Origin of the sequence: Zunongwangia endophytica, from assembly GCF_030409505.1 — a bacterium.
Taxonomy (GTDB): Bacteria; Bacteroidota; Bacteroidia; order Flavobacteriales; family Flavobacteriaceae; genus Zunongwangia; species Zunongwangia endophytica.
On the sequence record NZ_JAUFPZ010000002.1, the window covers coordinates 2,357,438 to 2,372,858 of the forward strand.

The 15,421-nt window shown below is 35.1% G+C and carries 19 protein-coding genes; 16 read left to right on the forward strand and 3 right to left on the reverse strand.

Annotated elements, in window-relative coordinates:
* Positions 1–38: 38 nt before the first annotated feature.
* The gene (locus QWY91_RS10185; protein ID WP_290234537.1) at positions 39–1,652 is read right to left on the reverse strand and encodes a hypothetical protein; all 1,614 of its coding nucleotides are present in this window, start codon (positions 1,650–1,652) and stop codon (positions 39–41) included.
* Between the two features lie 171 nt (positions 1,653–1,823).
* Here QWY91_RS10185 and QWY91_RS10190 point away from each other — a divergent pair, with 171 nt between their 5' ends.
* From QWY91_RS10190 to QWY91_RS10225, 8 genes are all read left to right on the forward strand, one after another.
* Complete coding sequence (locus QWY91_RS10190; RefSeq protein ID WP_290234540.1) at positions 1,824–2,648, forward strand: thymidylate synthase; 825 nt, start codon at positions 1,824–1,826, stop codon at positions 2,646–2,648.
* Between the two features lie 29 nt (positions 2,649–2,677).
* Positions 2,678–3,055, forward strand: coding sequence for an energy transducer TonB (locus QWY91_RS10195; protein ID WP_290234543.1), 378 nt, complete (start codon positions 2,678–2,680; stop codon positions 3,053–3,055).
* A gap of 35 nt (positions 3,056–3,090) precedes the next feature.
* Complete coding sequence (locus QWY91_RS10200; RefSeq protein ID WP_290234546.1) at positions 3,091–3,501, forward strand: energy transducer TonB; 411 nt, start codon at positions 3,091–3,093, stop codon at positions 3,499–3,501.
* Positions 3,502–3,637: 136 nt separating this feature from the next.
* Positions 3,638–4,801 carry an ergothioneine biosynthesis protein EgtB gene (gene egtB, locus QWY91_RS10205; RefSeq protein ID WP_290234548.1) on the forward strand — a complete coding sequence of 388 codons (1,164 nt, stop codon included), beginning with the start codon at positions 3,638–3,640 and terminating at the stop codon, positions 4,799–4,801.
* Between the two features lie 15 nt (positions 4,802–4,816).
* Positions 4,817–5,794 carry an L-histidine N(alpha)-methyltransferase gene (locus QWY91_RS10210; RefSeq protein WP_290234551.1) on the forward strand — a complete coding sequence of 326 codons (978 nt, stop codon included), beginning with the start codon at positions 4,817–4,819 and terminating at the stop codon, positions 5,792–5,794.
* Between the two features lie 186 nt (positions 5,795–5,980).
* Entirely contained in the window at positions 5,981–6,589 is a 609-nt protein-coding gene (locus tag QWY91_RS10215; RefSeq protein WP_290234555.1) for a hypothetical protein, read from the forward strand.
* A gap of 4 nt (positions 6,590–6,593) precedes the next feature.
* Positions 6,594–6,998 carry a hypothetical protein gene (locus QWY91_RS10220; protein ID WP_290234558.1) on the forward strand — a complete coding sequence of 135 codons (405 nt, stop codon included), beginning with the start codon at positions 6,594–6,596 and terminating at the stop codon, positions 6,996–6,998.
* A gap of 19 nt (positions 6,999–7,017) precedes the next feature.
* Positions 7,018–7,299 (forward strand): DUF427 domain-containing protein, encoded by a 282-nt coding sequence (locus QWY91_RS10225; RefSeq protein ID WP_290234561.1) that lies wholly within the window; start codon positions 7,018–7,020, stop codon positions 7,297–7,299.
* 115 nt (positions 7,300–7,414) lie between these two features.
* Here QWY91_RS10225 and QWY91_RS10230 read toward each other — a convergent pair whose 3' ends face one another.
* Entirely contained in the window at positions 7,415–8,500 is a 1,086-nt protein-coding gene (locus QWY91_RS10230) for an aminotransferase class V-fold PLP-dependent enzyme (RefSeq protein WP_290234563.1), read from the reverse strand.
* 63 nt (positions 8,501–8,563) lie between these two features.
* Here QWY91_RS10230 and QWY91_RS10235 point away from each other — a divergent pair, with 63 nt between their 5' ends.
* From QWY91_RS10235 to fabD, 5 genes are all read left to right on the forward strand, one after another.
* Positions 8,564–9,037, forward strand: coding sequence for a 2TM domain-containing protein (locus QWY91_RS10235; RefSeq protein ID WP_290234565.1), 474 nt, complete (start codon positions 8,564–8,566; stop codon positions 9,035–9,037).
* Between the two features lie 3 nt (positions 9,038–9,040).
* Positions 9,041–9,532, forward strand: a complete 492-nt coding sequence (locus QWY91_RS10240) for a dihydrofolate reductase (RefSeq protein WP_290234567.1) — start codon at positions 9,041–9,043, stop codon at positions 9,530–9,532.
* Positions 9,483–10,382 (forward strand): fructosamine kinase family protein, encoded by a 900-nt coding sequence (locus QWY91_RS10245; RefSeq protein ID WP_290234569.1) that lies wholly within the window; start codon positions 9,483–9,485, stop codon positions 10,380–10,382. The genes QWY91_RS10240 and QWY91_RS10245 overlap by 50 nt, the downstream gene beginning before the upstream one ends.
* A gap of 93 nt (positions 10,383–10,475) precedes the next feature.
* Complete coding sequence (locus QWY91_RS10250) at positions 10,476–10,976, forward strand: pyridoxamine 5'-phosphate oxidase family protein (protein ID WP_290234571.1); 501 nt, start codon at positions 10,476–10,478, stop codon at positions 10,974–10,976.
* Between the two features lie 189 nt (positions 10,977–11,165).
* Complete coding sequence (gene fabD / locus QWY91_RS10255; RefSeq protein WP_290234573.1) at positions 11,166–12,047, forward strand: ACP S-malonyltransferase; 882 nt, start codon at positions 11,166–11,168, stop codon at positions 12,045–12,047.
* Between the two features lie 102 nt (positions 12,048–12,149).
* Here fabD and QWY91_RS10260 read toward each other — a convergent pair whose 3' ends face one another.
* Positions 12,150–13,283, reverse strand: a complete 1,134-nt coding sequence (locus QWY91_RS10260; protein ID WP_290234575.1) for a DegT/DnrJ/EryC1/StrS family aminotransferase — start codon at positions 13,281–13,283, stop codon at positions 12,150–12,152.
* Positions 13,284–13,378: 95 nt separating this feature from the next.
* Between QWY91_RS10260 and QWY91_RS10265 the strand changes: the two genes are divergently transcribed.
* From QWY91_RS10265 to QWY91_RS10275, 3 genes are all read left to right on the forward strand, one after another.
* On the forward strand, positions 13,379–14,617 hold the full coding sequence (locus tag QWY91_RS10265; protein ID WP_290234577.1) for a 3-deoxy-D-manno-octulosonic acid transferase: 1,239 nt from the start codon (positions 13,379–13,381) through the stop codon (positions 14,615–14,617).
* A gap of 97 nt (positions 14,618–14,714) precedes the next feature.
* The gene (locus tag QWY91_RS10270) at positions 14,715–14,927 is read left to right on the forward strand and encodes a hypothetical protein (protein ID WP_290234579.1); all 213 of its coding nucleotides are present in this window, start codon (positions 14,715–14,717) and stop codon (positions 14,925–14,927) included.
* Between the two features lie 126 nt (positions 14,928–15,053).
* Entirely contained in the window at positions 15,054–15,407 is a 354-nt protein-coding gene (locus QWY91_RS10275) for a hypothetical protein (protein ID WP_290234580.1), read from the forward strand.
* Positions 15,408–15,421 lie beyond the last annotated feature (14 nt).

Consider the following 15,421-nt stretch of genomic DNA (forward strand, 5'->3'; position numbering starts at 1 on the left):
AAAAGCTTGTAAATCTTTCTATTTCAATTTTATAAGGTTTAAAGATTCATCAACTCCGAAGTTTCTCCATTTTTGTCCATAATTAGGACACTATAGTTATTCACTGGGAGTTCTATTTCTAACTTTTCATAGTTTCCCATCTTTAAATTAAGTACGGGTACAGCATTCTTTTTATAAATATCGAACTCATTCTTATTGTAAATTTTGATAAGTAAAGGAAGATTTAAATGACGGTATGCATTTAGGTTAAGAGTAAAGATTTTAAAATCACTCTCGCTATAAATATTCTTTAAATTCGTTTTTAGATTATTGACTACATAATAATCGGTTACTTTCTGTGTATCTTTTACCAGTTGGTCAAAAGGCATCAAAATAATTTCATCCGATGCTTCTTCAATCATTTCAACCTGATTTATGGTTAATGGATCAATGCCTGAAATTTCTTTAAAAACAGTAGCCATCCACTTGCCATTCTTAGTGGGTTCTTCCAGAATATGATCGATACCAGCATGCACTAAAATCTTAGCCTTAGAATCTTGTTTTATGTAATTGAAAAGATTTTGTGCCTGCCCTACCTCTCTATTTATAGCGTTATCGGTATTTTCATAAGAAATAATTTTATAACCCAAGCTCACAGCTTTACGGATAAGATGAGCAAAGTAAGCTTCCTGAATATAATACCCAGAACTCAAGGTGGGATAAGGCCGTGACTGATTAATCTTCGACGCCTGAAATGCACTGCTTAAAGATTCGAGAGCGAGATAATTGTACCCCTGATTTTTTAATCGCTGGAGTAAGCTGATTGTAAATATTCGATGTTTTGGATACCAGTGATTCTCATTAACCATCACCACTCTAGTCTTCTCTGCCTCTTTTGAAATTTTGTCCAGAGCTTCTTTATCGTGATCTATCTTAGACTTGTGAATTGCTTTTAGCGTATTTACTTGATTTGACATTCTCTTGCTTTCAAATTGATCTATAAGACTATCATACTTTTCGTTGTTCTGCATGAACGAATTAATTGTTGTTAAGTATTGATATTGCATCCATTCTCCTTCCAGACTATCAGCCACAGGCGCTTCAATTATTTTTTTACTTGATTTCAAATAATTAATATCATTTCTTACGTTTTCAAATACTTTAGAATAGGTTAAGGCATTACTACTGTCTATTTTAAATTGAACACTTTCTACAATCTTTTCACCATCCTTAATAATACCCTGAATACTAGTATTTTTATTGACAGCGGTTAAGAGTAAATAAATTCCTCTCTTATTATTCTTAGTTCCAAACAACACAGATTGGGACAGCGTATCTATTACAGGAAGATCCAAATGCTCTAATTCCGCATATTTTTTAGTAAGAAATAAATAGCCCTTATACTCTGGATTGACAGTTGTCTTTGAGAAAGCAAGAAGATTTTTCTTATGTAGAATCGGATATTTCCTTATAAGTTCGGCAAGCGACTTTCTATCAATTTCGTATGGAGATCGTATGTGTGTATCACCAAAATATTGAACGGAAATTTCTGCTTCTTTATTTATAAGCTTAGCCCCATTAACATAATTATACTTAGCCAAAGGATGATAAGCATTGCAGCTTAAGAGTAGCGTTAAGATGAAAACTAATAAAGAGATTTTTTGATAAGACATGATTGATGATTTGTTCAGCAATATAATAAACTAATATTTTAGTTGAAATAAATTATCTAATTTTCCTCTTCTAATTTGAAGAAGATTAAAAGAAGAAAACTAAACAAGCAGCACTGTAATCCAAATTCTTTATTTTAGCATAAAATTTTTCTGAAGAGAGGATCCCATATTATGAAGCAATATCAAGACTTACTACAACACATTCTAGATAACGGTGCAGAAAAAGGTGATCGCACCGGGACCGGCACAAAAAGTGTTTTTGGTTACCAAATGCGTTTTGACCTTAGTGAAGGTTTCCCAATGGTAACCACAAAAAAAGTACATCTAAAATCGATAATTTACGAGCTGCTTTGGTTTCTAAAAGGAGACACAAATATTGAATATCTAAAAGAAAATGGAGTACGTATTTGGAACGAATGGGCAGATGAAAATGGCGATTTGGGACCGATTTACGGCCACCAATGGAGAAATTGGAACGGTGAAGAAATCGATCAAATTTCAGAAATTATTGAAACTTTAAAGACTAATCCTAATAGCCGTAGAATGTTGGTTTCTGCATGGAATCCTTCAGTAATGCCAGATACTTCGGTTTCCTTTTCAGAAAATGTAGCCAATGGCAAAGCAGCGCTTCCACCCTGCCATGCATTTTTTCAGTTTTACGTCGCAGATGGAAAATTGAGTTGTCAACTTTACCAACGTAGTGCCGATGTATTTTTAGGCGTTCCGTTTAATATTGCTTCCTATGCGTTATTTACGATGATGATGGCTCAGGTTTGTGGTTACGAGGCTGGAGATTTTATTCATACTTTTGGAGACGTTCACATTTACAGCAATCACATGGATCAGGTGAATTTGCAATTAAGTAGAGCGTCAAGAGATTTACCTAAAATGAAGATCAATCCAGAAATTAAAGATATTTTTGATTTTAAGTTTGAAGATTTTAAATTAGAGGGTTACGATCCGCATCCACCGATAAAAGGTAAAGTTGCGGTGTAAACTAATTCTAATTTAAAATTTTTAATATCATGAAAAGGTTATTGCTTATCGCAAGTTTTGTATTCGGAACTTTAGGAACAGTCGCTGCTCAACAAACCTCTCCGGTTTGGCCGGGTTGTGAAGATAGTGAAGATGTAAAGGCTTGTTTTAATCAGAAGCTTAGTCAGCACGTAAAAGAAAATTACGAATATCCACAAAACGATGCCGGAGAGTATGTTCGAGGAAAAGTAACCATCAAATTTGAAGTTGATGAAAAAGGCAAAGTAAATGTTTTGAATATCGAAGGGAATGAACCTTTAGTAAACGAAGCAGCGAAAAAAATGATTAAAAAAATGCCTAAAATGGAACCTGGAAAGTTACAGGGCGAGGTAGATGCAAGAGAATTTACGGTCTCTTATAAATTCTAAAAGAACTATATTTTAACTTATTACCTTCAGTTTTTATGAAAAAAATACTATTTATTGGTTGTTTGTTAGTAAGCTTAATGAGCTACGCACAAGAAAATGTAAAAACCGAAGGTAATACTGTTACCGTGACAGAGGTTGCACCAGTATGGCCTGGTTGTGAGAATGAAGAAAACAAAGACAATTGCTTTAATAGCAAATTCTTAGATCATGTAAAAACCACTTATAAATATCCGCGTAAAGATTCTGGAGATTTTATTCGTGGTAAAGCGACCATAAAGATGCATATAGATGAAGACGGTGTTGCTAAGATCGACAAGATCGAAACCGAAGAGCCTAAAATTAAATCTGCTGTACAAATAATGCTCGCTGAATTGCCTAAAATGACTCCGGGTAAAAAAGCAGGAAAGCCTGTTTCTATAAAATATACCATTCCGCTGCAATTATAGGTTATATTCTAATTAACACAATACATCGGCTTTCTAGCACTTTTCCTTTTTTAACTTTGGATTAACGCTGGTGAAAAGCGCTAGCTTCTAAAAAATTGTAAATTTGAGAGATACGCACTAACCGTATTTCTCTTTTATGCTTACACAGTCTAACTTATTAGAACTTTTTAAAAACACCAGAGCACAATCTGAACTTATTTGTTCCTTTTTAGAAACTGAAGATTACGTAGTACAACCCATAGTAGATGTTTCTCCACCTAAATGGCATCTTGGACACACCACATGGTTTTTTGAAGAATTTGTTCTTAAACCGCATAAAGACGACTATGAGCTTTTTGATATTCATTCAGCTTATGTCTTTAATAGTTATTACGAAAGTGTAGGTGAAAAAGTGATACGTACCGACCGCGGTAATCTTTCGCGTCCTACAGTAGCCTGGGTTTATAAATATCGAAACTACGTTTCTAAAGCTTTACAGGAATTTATAGAAACTGAAGATCTCAAAAGCGACGTTCTTGAAGTAATCGAGATCGGTTGTCATCACGAAAAACAACATCAGGAACTACTTTATACCGATATAAAATACATTCTGGGAAACAATCCACTTTTCCCGAAATACAATAATCAATTTGTAGAAAATCCGATTCAGGATTTTCCGCAGGAATGGATTTCAGTAGAAAAGGGGAATTACGAGATTGGCTATAATAGCGCAGATTTTTGTTATGATAATGAACTTGGCAGACATACTGTTTACCTGGGCGATTATCAAATTTCAAACAAGCTGGTTACTAATAAAGAATTTATAGAGTTTATAGAAGCCGGCGGATATGAAGATGTCTTATTATGGCATGCAGAAGCCTGGGATTGGATAAATACCAATAAAATTACATCGCCATCATATTGGCATCAAATCGACGGCGATTGGCACCAATTCACCTTACAGGGATTGCAGAAGTTAGTTGAGGATGCTCCATTAAGCCATATTTCTTATTACGAAGCGTTTGCTTACGCGCAATGGAAAGGCTTACGACTACCTACCGAGCAAGAATGGGAAATTGCAAATACCAAATTTGATTGGGGTTCTCGCTGGGAATGGACAGAAAGTGCCTATTCACCTTATCCTAGTTATACTAAGGCTCCGGGCGCCCTGGGAGAATACAATGGCAAATTTATGGTAAACCAAAAAGTGCTTCGAGGCGGCTCTGTAGCAACCTCAGACAATCACACCAGAGCAACCTATCGCAACTTTTTTCACGCACCTTTACGTTGGCAATTCACCGGAATTCGTCTTGCCAAATAACGATTAACTACTATTATGAAAGCCACACCAACTACCGCTAAATATGAAACTGCTTTTGAAGAAGATGTCGCTAAAGGCCTAACCAGCTTTCCGAAGTATCTACTTTCAAAGTACATCTACGATGAAAAAGGGGACAAACTTTTTCAGCAAATAATGGCAATGCCTGAGTATTATTTAACTAACTGTGAACTTGGGATTATTCAGCAGCATACTGCTAGCATTGCCGATTCCTTTAACAGCAAAAAAGGATTTGATCTAATTGAACTTGGCGCCGGAGACGGTAAAAAAACAAAGGTTTTACTGAAACATTTAGTCGATAAAAACTACGATTTCAATTATCTACCGGTCGATATTAGTCAGCATGTTTTAGATGAATTGGAAAATTCTTTAAAGACTGAAATTCCCGGTGTAAATATCAAAACACAGCAAGGAACTTATTTTAAAACTTTAGAAAAACTTGCCGATTACAATTCGCGGAAAAAAGTAATACTAGTTTTAGGTTCTAACATAGGAAATCTAATGCACGCTAAAGCGATCGATTTCCTCAAAAATATTTGCAATGCCATGAGCGAAGAAGACATGCTTTTTATGGGATTCGATCAAAAGAAAGATCCGCAAATAATACTAGACGCTTACAATGATCCTAACGGTATTACTGAAGCCTTTAACAAGAACCTTCTAACTCGAATGAATAAAGAACTGGAAGCCGATTTTAATACGGAAGATTTTAAGCATTGGGAAACGTACAATCCTGAAACAGGAACCGCAAGCAGTTACCTTGTGAGTAAAAAAGAACAGCAGGTAAAAATCGATAAACTGGGATTAGATATCAATTTTGCTGCTTGGGAAACTATCCATACAGAAATTTCACAAAAATACGATGATGATATTGTAAACTGGCTGGCAAAAGAAGCGGGATTAGAGGTGACCGACGAATTTAGTGATTCGGAAAAATGCTATAAAAATTATATCTTTAGAAAGAAAGATCTTTAGACCTGTAACGAGACAATCTATTTATGAATGTTCGCATTAAATCATAAAGAAAGGTGGTCACCCTGAACTCGATTCAGGGTCTAATCACGATAGGTAGTTTTCATTATAGTATGAGATTCCGGATCAAGTCCGGAATGACGAAAACAACGAATTATTATAAATTATGGATAATCAAATCTATTTCTTATGAAAAAGTTGCTTTTACTTTTCTCGGCAATTCTTTTAAGTTTCGCCTTTATTCCGGTGCAGCACAATGCTGAAACTTCAGATGATATTGGGTTACAGAATTTCATTCCGCAGGGAAAAGTCAATTTTTCTGAGATTGAATCGGTTAAAAAATCTGCTATAAATATTGATTCAGAAAAAGAACTCACATTTGTTGATAGCAATAGTTTAATGCTGAAATACTTAACAGAAAAGACAAGAATAAAAAGTAATGCCGCTTTTAACCAAAATGAATATTTTAAACTTGTTAAGCTGAAAGGCAATTTGTCTTACGACATTAAAAAAACCGCTAAAACTATCGAATTTCGATCTAGCGAAGCCGCTATACCTAACTTCAACCTAAATTCTGAAGAAAACAGTATTTTACTAGGCGAAGAAGTCTATTCTTTTTCAACCAAAATAACTATAGATCATTCAGAAAATGCCTTTAATAGCGCTTGGACCGGTTTTGCTTATACTAACGGAAAATCTAAAGTTGTTTTAGCGAAATTGGATAATAATCGCTTCGGAATTTTAATGGATCTTCCTAATAAAACACCTCAGGTATTTATCGAAAATGAACTAAAATAAAAACATGAAATTTTCAACTATTTTCCTTTTATTATTCTTCTTTACACAGGTAGCTACTTCCCAAAGCGATCCTACAGAAACCATGGATCGTACTTATCAAGATAGTACAGATATTCCCGTAAAGTACTGTTTGATTATTCCGTCTGGGAAATTTTTATCGAAATATATCGACATCCAGATTGACTATGGCCAGGAGCAGGCAATATTTAAAAATTCTTATATCAGGGATGAAGACGGGAATAAAAGAACATTCAATTCGATTGTACATGCGCTGAATTATATGGATAGTTTAGGATGGGAGCTAGTTAAAACCTACAGCGAGCAAGAGACGGAAAATAACTTTAGAAGTTACTATTTGTTTAAATCTGAAGGAGATGCAACACTTCCTATAAATCAAGAAACCAGATAAATTTTAAAGAATTACCATTATGAAAGCTATTTGGAAGAATACGGTTATAGCAGAAAGCGACGAAACTAAAACGGTAGAAAACAATTACTATTTCCCAATGGAAAGTCTTAAAAAAGATTTCTTTAAAGAAAGCAATAAGCAAACACGTTGTCCCTGGAAAGGATTAGCTTCGTACCTCACAATAGAAGTGGAAGGCGAAAAAAACGAAGATGCCGCCTGGTATTACCCACAAGCCAGCCACGCTGCAAAACCTATTGAAAATTATGTAGCATTTTGGAATGGGGTAGAGATTAAAGAATAGAAATCTTGGTGATATTTAGTGCTGAGATTGCTCATATTTACTAAACTTTTTCGTCTAGAATTGCCTATTCTTAATTATTAGTTTCTTTGAAAAGAATTTTCCAGAGAAATGAATTTTATCCTTTAAAATTCTTAATTGCCTTAACCAAAACATCCAATTCTTCTTCTGTATTAAAATAATGAAAGCTTACACGCAGTCCTTCTCCTCGCTGTGAAACAATAATATCTTTAGATCGCAAATACTGAAATAATTTATCGCCTCCTTTAATATTGAAAATCGAAGAATGATCTCCTCTTTTTAGGACCGTATCTTCAAGTAAATTCATTTCAGTAAAAATATCTTTGGCTTTCAATTTCATTAAATTTACCTGACTTTCAATTGTGGAAATCCCAATTTGTTTGATCAATTTCAAAGCTTCGCCCAAACTACCGAAGTTTAACGTATCTTGATGACCTGGCTCGAATTTCCCTAAAAAATTACCTTCTTCAGCTTTATACTTTCCCTGTAGTGACCCAAAACCTACGTGTTTTGGTGCTACTTTTCCTTCAATATCTTTATTAAAAAGCATAAATCCATTTCCGTAGCCAGCATTTATCCATTTGTATGTGCTAGAGATCACTACATCAATACCGCTGGCATCAAAATCGAAAGCTTCAGTTCCTAAATATTGCGTACCATCTGCAATAAAAACAACGTCTGGAAAATCTTTCTTCAACTGTGTAAGAAAGGCAATGCTTAATTTCACTCCGTTGATATATTGCACGATGCTAAATGCAAAGAAATCAGGCTGCTCTTTCTTTAATACTTCAACAATATTTTCTTCTAAAAATTCATTTATTTCAGCATAACAAGTTTTAAAATTCCGCGATTCTACCGGCCAGTTGATAGATGGATAATCATTTTTCAGTAACAATACTTTTTTAGTTTTTTCCAGACCTTCTAAAAGCGTATTAAAACCATAAGAGAAATTAGGCACCAATCCTACTCTATTTGGCGCACAATTAAAAGTTTCACCGACTTGTTCCCTAACGCCAGTTAAAACCTTACCCTGATTCTCTTTTAAAACACTTGCAGAAATTAGAAAATCAAGATCGTGCTCCTGTCTAAACTCTAAAACTTTTTCGTTTAATAAACCAGATGCTGCGGTATTTAGGTACGTATATCGCTCTAAAACGGGAAAGCCTTTTCTTAAATTACTCATAAGCCTTAAAGAATTCAGTTCTAAAAAATGTAAATTTGTTATATCACTAAAGTAGTTTTATTTATGTTTTCTAAAAAGAAAAACACCTCTAAAATGGATGCCGAACAGCGCGAGTTGTACGAAAATGCCAGAAAAAGAACACTTCAGAAAAAAAGATTATTCCAACATTTTATTGTATTTCTTAGTGTCTCTATTTTAGCGATCGTTCTAAATGTAGTTATTGGTTTTAAAGAAGAGTTGCTAATCCTCGGCTATAATTGGTTTGTTTGGATAGTTCTTATTTGGGGATTTATTTTCTTAATTCATTTTTTCAATGTGTTTTTAGTAAACACATTTATGGGAAAAGAATGGCAGGCCAAACAAATAGAAAAACTGGTAGCTAAGCAAAAGGAGAAAATCGCTAAACTACAACAACAGGTAGAAGAAGATCATCCTTTGCCAGAGAAAAACGTTAACCAAAAAATCGGAGACAATACGACTAACGAAAGGTTTAAACCTATTGCTCCAGACAACCCAAACCAAACCCACAACCACTAAGATATGATTACCATGATTGCGGCAGCAGCCGAAAATAATGCTCTTGGAAAAGGAAATGATCTTTTATGGCGTTTACCAGACGATTTTAAACGTTTTAAAGAATTAACAAGTAACCACCCTATTATTATGGGAAGAAAGACTTTTGAAAGTTTTGATGGTCTACTTCCTAACCGAACTCATTTTGTAATTACAAGAAACGAAAATTACGATCCGGGAAAAGGGGTGTATGTGGTTAAAAGTCTATCCCTGGCATTAAAAATCGCTCAGGATCTGGATGAAAATCCTTTTATTATTGGTGGTGGTGAAATCTACAAAATGGGGTTAGAAAGAACCGATAAAATTGAACTTACTCGTGTTCATGAAAGCTTTGCTGATGCCGATACTTTTTTTCCTGAATTAGATGAGGAAGAATGGAAGTTAACGGAAGAAGTTTTTCATGAAAAAGATGAAAAGCACAAATACTCTTTTAGTTACCTTACTTATGAGCGTAAATAAAGCCTACCAACCACTTTTTAAACTTATAGAAGAAAAAAACAACCTAGAAATCACCAATATGACCGCCTTAGCAGGTGGTGATATCAACGATGTTTTTTTACTGAATACTACGGAAGGAAAAAAGGTAGTAAAATTAAATAGCGCGAAGCGTTTCCCCGGAATGTTTGAAGCTGAAATGGCCGGAATGAAAGCTTTAAAAAATGCGGAAGCTATAGACGTTCCAAAAATGATCGATGTTTACACTGAAGATGAATACTCATGCCTTCTTATGGAATATCGAGAAACGGGATCTAAATCGTCGAATTTCTGGTCGCTTTTTGGCAAACAAATGGCCGATTTACATAAGAACAGTAGATCAACATTCGGCTTTTCTGAGGACAATTATATTGGCAGCTTACCGCAACAAAATAAGGATCACGAAAACATTGTTGATTTTTATATAAACGAACGACTTCAGCCACAATTCAAACTAGCCAAAGAAAACGGATACGGCTTAGGTGATATCGATAAATTTTGTACTGAATTATTTAATATCATTCCGCAGGAAAAACCAGCATTAATTCATGGTGATCTATGGAATGGCAATTACCTGGTGAATAAAGATGGAAATCCCTGCCTTATCGATCCTGCAGTTGCTTACGCACCAAGAGAAATGGATCTGTCGATGATGAAGCTTTTTGGCGGATTTGATGAGGATTTATTCAATACTTATTTTGAAGAATATCCCGTAGAAAAAGGTTTTGAAAACCGTATACCCATTTGGCAACTTTATTACCTATTGGTACATCTCAATTTATTCGGAACAGGTTATTTGGGTTCTTGCAAAAACATTGTAGAACGCTATACCTAATTTCACAATTCTTAACAGCAATCTTGCTGTTTTTAGCAGTTTCTTAGCGCCTTAGCGATAATTGTAATCGTATCTTCATTAAAAATTAAAACTATGAGCACTGAGAATTTAGAATATAGCGAAGCAAGAAAAAAAATGAAATCTATGGTAGAAGATATTAAAACTGCCATGATGATTACGAATATTGGTTCTAAGCCGGTAGACGCCATTCCTATGACTACTAAAAGAGTGGATACTGAAGGAAATATTTGGTTTTTAAGCGGTATGAATAGCGATCATAACGGGAATATTGCTAAAGACCAAGATGTACAACTGCTATATAGTGATCCTAAGGATTATGAGTTTATAAGTATCTACGGAAAAGCATCTATAGTAACCGAAAAAGATATTCTAGAAGACCTTTACAGCAAAGTAGATGATACCTGGTTTAAAGGAGAAGACGATCCAAATTTAAGTGCACTTAAGATCGATCCAAAAGAAGCTTATTTTTGGGATACTAAATCCAACAAGTATGTTTCTCTTTTTAAAATGGGAGTTGGCGCATTAACTGGCGATCAAAAAGACATAGGAGAGAAAGGAAAGCTAGACTTATAATATTAAATGTGTATTTGTCGAAGAAGGCCTCGTAGCAGATTTTTGTTATGAGGTCTTTTTTATTCTTGCTATTTTTGCGGCGATTAAGAAATTTTAGTCTTTAAAATACCAATCTTAACTGGAAGTATTTTAAAGATATTATTCTGAATAAATGAAAACAAACCCTCATCGAGGGAAAAAATGAAAAATATGAAAGCATATGTTTTTCCCGGCCAGGGAGCACAATTTTCAGGAATGGGAGCAGATTTATATGAAAGTTCTGCTGAAGCAAAGGAGCTATTTGAAAGAGCTAACGAAATTCTTGGATTTTCAATAACCGAGACTATGTTTAGTGGTTCTGCTGAAGATTTGAAACAAACTAAAGTGACACAGCCAGCAGTATTTCTACACAGTGTTATCTTAAGTAAAGTTTTAGGAGCTGAATTTAAACCAGACATGGTTGCCGGGCATTCTTTAGGTGAATTCTCTGCACTTGTAGCAAACAATACTTTGGAGTTCGAAGATGCTTTAAAATTAGTTGCTCAACGTGCATTGGCTATGCAGAAAGCCTGTGAAATCACTCCTTCTACAATGGCTGCAGTTTTAGGCCTAGAAGACGAATTAGTAGAAGCTGTATGCGCTGAAGTAGACGGAACTGTAGTTGCTGCAAATTACAATTGCCCTGGGCAGTTAGTAATCTCTGGCGAAACTTCTGCTGTGGAAAGAGCATGTGAAGAATTAAAAGAAAGAGGCGCAAAACGTGCTTTAATGTTACCTGTAGGCGGAGCATTTCATTCGCCGCTAATGGAGCCGGCAAGAAAAGAATTAGCAGCTGCCATTGAAGCTACAAACTTCAAGAATCCAAGCTGTCCTATCTACCAAAATGTGAGCACTACTGCGGTTACCGATCCGGTTGAAATTCAGAAAAATCTGGTATTTCAATTAACTGCTCCGGTAAAATGGACACAATCAGTACAAAACATGATAAAAGATGGAGCTTCCAGCTTTACAGAAGTAGGTCCCGGAAAAGTATTACAGGGACTTGTTAAAAAAGTAGATCGCAAAATGGAAACTTCTTCAGCAGCGGTTTAAATTTCAAAGTATCGTAATCAAAAAACGCCCAAGCTGAGCTTGGGCGTTTTTAGTTATAAATTTTAAATGCTATTCAGAATTAATTCTGAGATCACTCTAGGTTTAAGCATTCACAAATTCAATTACAGTCTTAGTAATAAAATTAATTTGCTCTTCATCCAATTCGGTATGCATTGGTAAAGAGATCACTTCTTTTACTAATTGATTGGTCACCTTAAAATCAGCTTCGTTATAGCGCTCATCAGTATATGCTTTTTGTAGATGAAGCGGAATTGGATAATACACGCCACAAGGAATATTATTTTCCTGTAAATGCTTTACCAAAGCATCTCTTTTTCCATTAGTGATTTTCAAAGTATATTGATGAAAAACATGCGTATCGTCTTTTCCTACTCTTAGCGGAGTTTCGATATTTTCCTGACCTTTTAGAGCTGCATCATAAAGATCTGCCGATTTTCTTCGTGCCTCGTTATAAGAATCAAGTTTCGGTAATTTTGCTCTTAAAACTGCGGCCTGCAAACTATCTAATCTAGAGTTTACACCAACCACATCGTGATGATAACGCTCGTACATCCCGTGATTTACTACACCGCGAATAGTATGGGCCAATTCATCATCATTCGTAAAAAGCGCTCCACCATCACCATAACAGCCTAGGTTTTTAGAAGGGAAGAAAGAAGTAGCTCCAATATGCCCAACTGTTCCCGCTTTATAAGAATTCCCGGTTTTATCGTGATACACTGCACCAATTGCCTGGGCATTATCTTCAATCACAAAAAGATTATGTGCAGATGCGATATCCATAATTGCGTCCAAATTTGCGGTTTGTCCAAACAAATGCACAGGGACAATCGCTTTAGTTTTTGGCGTAATGGCTGCTTTTATTTTTTCAGGATCAATATTAAAAGTATCTGGTTCTACATCTACAAGAACCGGAGTTAAACCTAATAATGCGATCACCTCTACCGTTGCTGCAAAAGTAAAATCAGCAGTGATTACCTCGTCACCCGGCTTTAATCCCAAGCCCATCATTGCGATTTGTAAAGCATCAGTTCCGTTACCACAAGGGATTACATGCTTTGCACCAAGATATTCTTCCAGTTCTTTCTGGAAATTCTGAACTTCAGGTCCGTTTATAAACGCAGTTGAGGAAATAACCTCATCAAAAGAAGTATTAATTTGATCTTTTATTCCTTCGTATTGACCCTTAAGGTCAACCATCTGTATCTTTCTCATTTGTTTTTTCTTGTGAATTCAAAATTACGAAATATAGCAGCTATTGCCATACATTTTTATGGAAACCCCTACTTTTGCAATTCAAATTCTTTGTTTTGCGAGGTATTTATAATTTACTTACTAATTTAACTAAAGCGGCTCTTCCGCTACCAGCACAGTTTAACCCAAAATTAAAACTGTTTGTAGAAGGTAGAAAATCGGTTTTTCAAAAACTGGAAACATTAGATCTTTCGGAAGAATGGATTTGGTTTCATGCTGCATCCCTGGGAGAGTTTGAGCAGGCTGTCCCTATTATGGAGGCGATGAAGAAAAACTATCCAAATTATAGAATTTTGGTAAGCTTTTATTCCCCTTCGGGATACGAAAACAAGAAAAGTCATCCGCTAGCTGATGCAATTGTGTATTTACCCATCGATACGCCAAGTAATGCTAAGCGTTTTGTAACTACACTTCAACCAAAACTCGCCTTTTTTATTAAATATGATATCTGGCCTAATTTCCTGAAAGAATTAAAAGATCACCAAATTAGGACCTTCCTTATTTCAGGAGCTTTTCGTAAAGACCAGATTTATTTTAAACCCTACGGAAGTTTATTTAGAGAAGCTTTGCATGTTTTTGAACATATTTTTCTTCAGAATGAATCTTCTAAAGCGCTTTTAGAAACAATTACTATTGAAAATACCACGGTAAGTGGTGACACCCGTTTTGATCGTGTCGCAAGGCAACTAGAATATGACAACACACTTAATTTTGTAGCTGAATTTAAACAAAACAAGACCTGTATTGTCGCGGGAAGCACCTGGCCAGAAGATGATGCGATTTTGTTAGATTATATTAATACGGCCCCAGAAGAAGTGAAATTTATTATCGCTCCGCATGAAATTAAACCTGAGAAAATTGCTCGTCTAAAAGCTCAAATTTCAAAAAATACGATACTTTTTTCCGAAAAAAATAATGCTGAAATTCAGCAATATCAAGTATTAATTATAGATACGATCGGCTTATTGACCAAAATCTATAATTATGCCGACGTTGCTTATGTTGGCGGTGCTGCCGGTACCAGCGGTTTGCATAATATTTTAGAACCAGCAACATTTGGTGTTCCGATAATTATCGGTAAAAACTTCGAAAAATTCCCAGAAGCCAGACAACTTCAGAAGTTAGCCGGATTATTTTCGGTTGCTTCCGCAGAAGAATTTAAAGATGCTACCACTAAACTTGTTGATGATAAAACATTCCGAGAAAAAACAGGAATGATAAGTGGGCACTTTATAAATAGCAATACCGGGGCTACTGCTGCTGTTATTTCTTATCTAAAAAATCATGATTCCTGAATTTAGTCGATTTTAACACTTGTTACTAAAATTGATTAAAAATACATCCTCTAGATAGTATTAATCGTAATTTCGGTCTATTCAACAATATTTAGATATGAAAAGATTAATTGTCATAAGCGGATTTTTAGCTATAACAGCGGGTTCTTTTTGGTCTTGCCGTGAAGAACCGCAAAAAACTGTCGTAAAGGAAAAACAAGTTGAGAAGCAAGATGATGAAGGAATTCTAGAGCGTACAGCAAAAAAAGTAGATAAAAAAGTTAACAAAGAAATAGATGAAGAAATTGATAAGATTGGTGATGATAATTAAGACGTATTAAGAAAATTTCTGATGATGGGAAAGATTTAGAAAATCCTTAATAAAATTTTAGAATAATTTTTTATCAGTCTGTCTTTCTACAGCTTACATTTATCCTAACCAAAAAATTAATATTTTATGAAGCGTTACTTTTTAATTTTAGCTTCATTCCTTACTATTTCTCTTACAATGAATTCTTGTAGAGAAACTACGGATGAAGATACCGACGATACTGAATTAAATGATGGTATGGTAAAAGACCAGTCTGATGATTATGATGACATGGACGATGATGATAATAGTGTTGAAGAAGACTTAGAGCAAGCTGCCGATGATACAGGAAATGCTATCGAGAATGCTGCCAATGAAACCGGAGATGCTGTTGAAAATGCCGCAAATGAAACTGGTAATGCTATCGACGACGCAGCCAACGAAACAGAAAATGCTGTGAATGATGCTGCCGATGAGATTGATGGATCAGACGATTATTAATTAAGATAAACAAA